General features: G+C 39.2%; 2 protein-coding genes. Both read left to right on the forward strand.

Annotated features, from left to right (window positions below; translation table 11 throughout):
• The first annotated feature begins 185 nt into the window (after nt 1–185).
• Nucleotides 186–1433: a dihydropteroate synthase gene (gene folP, locus AB1414_18200; GenBank protein MEW6609347.1), complete on the forward strand. Its 1248-nt coding sequence runs from the start codon at nt 186–188 to the stop codon at nt 1431–1433.
• A gap of 364 nt (nt 1434–1797) precedes the next feature.
• Nucleotides 1798–2685 carry a dihydroorotate dehydrogenase gene (locus AB1414_18205; protein ID MEW6609348.1) on the forward strand — a complete coding sequence of 296 codons (888 nt, stop codon included), beginning with the start codon at nt 1798–1800 and terminating at the stop codon, nt 2683–2685.
• The last annotated feature ends 305 nt before the right edge of the window (nt 2686–2990 follow it).

Genomic DNA, 2990 nt, shown 5'->3' on the forward strand with positions numbered 1-2990 from the left:
ATAACCTGATGACCGATAACTGATTACCTGAATTTCACTTCAGATGGCTAAAATGTTACGAAATATATATCCTCAAGGATGGGATTAAGCGTATCGTCCATAAATTTTAATTTTCTTCTCTGCGTCTGTGTGTCTCTGCGGTGAACGGTTACACCCTGAACTACCCTCTATGAGGTGATAACGAAATGAATGATTATAAAATCAGAGTTTTAGAAATCTATAATGAAAAACAAATCTGTGATGAGATGAAAAAGATAAGTGTTGACCCTAAAGGAATTGATTTAATGGCGAAAAAAGCAGTATGCCGGGTGATAAAATTAGAAGATGTTGCTCTAAAACCTGCCCTTATCTTTAAACAAGAAATGCTTTCCATCGGCGGTGAGGCGGCTCTAACTAAAGACGCCATCTCTCTCAACTGCAAAACCACAGATGTCCTGCTCATAGGTAGCTTAAAACATTATCAAAGATTAATCAGCAAACTTCAATCCCAATATTTTGGATTATCTAACCTCGCCGATAAGATTGAAGAGGTATTAAATAATTTTATTAAGGATGACTTCAAATTAGTCTGTGGAAAATACCAATTTAACCTTGCCCAAAGAACCTTTATTATGGGTATTTTGAATGTAACGCCGGATTCTTTTTCAGATGGTGGACAATATGATGAACCTGAAAAGGCTATTAAAAGGGCATTTGAGATGAAGGAAGAAGGGGCGGATATAATTGATATTGGTGGGGAATCTACACGCCCGGGAGCCAAACCGTCTTCGGTAAAAGAAGAATTAGAAAGACTCATACCAATCGTAAAAAGGCTTATTAAAGAAAATATTGATTTACCGCTCTCCATAGATACATATAAATCAGAGGTCGCAAAAGCCTGTTTGGATGAAGGGGCACATATCATTAATGATATTAGTGCCTTAAAATTTGATATGAATATGGCAAAGGTAGTCGCTGAATATAAAGTCCCTGTAGTTTTGATGCATATTCAAGGCACACCACAAAATATGCAGGAAAACCCTCAATATAAATGTGTCGTTTCTGAAATTATACTTTATCTTAGAGAAAGAGTTAAATTTGCTCAAGATTCTGGAATAGATAAAGAAAAGATTATTATCGACCCGGGAATAGGATTTGGGAAGACCGTGGAGCATAATCTACAGATTTTAAGAAGATTAAGAGAATTCAAAAGTCCTGGCTTACCAATTTTAATTGGCACTTCACGAAAATCGTTTATTGGTAAAATCCTGGACTTACCGGTTGAAGAGCGATTAGAAGGGACTCTGGCGACAGTGGCAATTTCGATATTAAATGGAGCAAATATCCTTCGCGTGCATGATGTTAAATCTGTCAGGCGAGTAGCACTTATGCTTGATGCGATTATTCGTAACTGTTCACCGCAGAGACACAGAGACGCAGAGAAAAAAAATTAAAATCTATTGGTAACTATTCAGCCACAGATGGACATAGATGAAACACTGATTTTATTTTTTTATCCGTGCTAATCCGTGTTAATCAATGGCTGAATAGTTACTTTATTTCTATGTCTTCTCTGTTCCTCTGCGTCTCTGCGGTAAATTACCACCTGAACGGTCGCGATTATTCGGGAAGGTTCAGAATTGAAGAAATAAGGTTTGAACTATTTTTTTCATAAGGATAGGAATTGGAGAAACGCTCATGCCCACAGGGAGTGGGCACAAAGGAGGATGAAAATAGTGGTAGGAGATAGGCGTGAGGAGTGATGTTTTCTTTACTTTCTACTCTCTACTTTCTACTTCCTTATTTTCAGGAGAAAGAATGAACCCTGATTTAACAGTAAATATTGCCAGTATAAAGATGAAAAATCCAGTGATGGTTGCCTCCGGCACCTTTGGATATGGCGAGGAATACGCTCAATTGATTGATTTAAATAAACTTGGGGCAATTGTGAGTAAAGGAATTACATTAGCCCCACGCCAGGGTAATCCTCCACCTCGCATTGTAGAAACTCCCTGCGGAATGCTTAATGCCATTGGTTTAGAAAATGTCGGGGTAGAAAAATTCATCAAGGAAAAATTACCCTACCTGCGGCAATTCGATACCCCGCTGATTGCCAATATTGCCGGGAAGACGGTTGAGGAATATGTTGAATTAGCCAGAAGGTTAGATGGATTAGTAGATGGTTTGGAGATTAACATTTCCTGTCCGAATGTAGCAAAAGGGGGATTGGAATTTGGGCAGGATGCCTCCCTGACATATCAAGTGGTAAGCAATGTTCGTCAGGTGAGCAAAGTTCCATTAATTACCAAGCTATCTCCAAATGTTACGGATATAAAAGTAATTGCCAGAGCCGCCGAAGATGCGGGCACAGATGCCATCTCTTTAATCAATACTATCCTGGGGATGGCGATTGATGTTAATACCCGAAAACCTGTTCTGGCTAATATTACTGGTGGGTTGTCCGGGCCGGCAATCAAACCAATTGCACTCCGAATGGTCTTTGAGGTCGCAAAGGTCGTCCATGTCCCCATTATTGGTCAGGGCGGAATTATGAACACCACCGATGCCTTAGAATTCATCATTGCTGGAGCAACCGCAGTCGCAGTTGGCACGGCAAATTTCGTTGACCCACAACTCCCGTTAAAGATTATTGCAGGGATAGAAAATTATTTGAGAGAAAATAAAGAAGTCAGACTAATCGAATAAGTTAGACCAACTTGTCTGATCAGGAGAAACGCTCATGCCCCTGCAGGGCACAAAGGATGATGAAAATAGAGATTGGAGATTAGAGATTAGCAAGAGTGCAGGTTCTAATTCACTAATTCTCTAATCTCTAATCTCTAATACTCAATGTTCAAGTTTTTTAAAGGTATAAAGATTTAACCGCAAAGAGCGCAAAGGAAGATTTCGCAAAGGACTCAAAGGAAGGAAAATAAGGTGGTGAACAACCTATTGCTTTGTTAAGTTTGCTTTGCTATGTTTAGAAAGTTATCGGTTATCAGGTTATCGGT

It is taken from the genome of bacterium, from assembly GCA_040755795.1.
In the GTDB taxonomy this organism is placed as follows: domain Bacteria; phylum UBA9089; class CG2-30-40-21; order CG2-30-40-21; family SBAY01; genus JBFLXS01.